The 308-nt window shown below is 43.8% G+C and carries 1 protein-coding gene; it reads right to left on the reverse strand.

Translation table 11 applies throughout. The annotated features are described in order from the left end of the window. The coding region (locus SQ11_RS16125) for an aminotransferase class I/II-fold pyridoxal phosphate-dependent enzyme (RefSeq protein WP_041515227.1) at positions 1 to 308 on the reverse strand (308 nt) is incomplete at both ends.

Here is a 308-nt window from a genome sequence, read left to right on the forward strand (position 1 = left end):
ATAAATAACCATCATGCAACAACTTTAAAGCAGCGCGTGTCGAAGCAATAGTCGCCGGAGAAGGAGAAGCCGTAAATATATAAGGATGACTTATGTACCGCAGCTGAACAAGCTGAGGATGGTTACTCACGCAAAAACCGCCGATGCCGCACAGACTCTTACTGAAAGTTCCGGTTATAAAATCAACCTCATTAATCATTCCTGTTTTTTCTACCAGCCCCTCCCCGGTCTTTCCAAGGACACCGAGTGAATGTGCTTCATCAAGTAACAAAGTACTCTGATAGGCATTCTTCAGTTCCACGATTTTA

The organism is Nitrosospira sp. NpAV (genome assembly GCF_000832065.1).
GTDB lineage: Bacteria > Pseudomonadota > Gammaproteobacteria > Burkholderiales > Nitrosomonadaceae > Nitrosospira.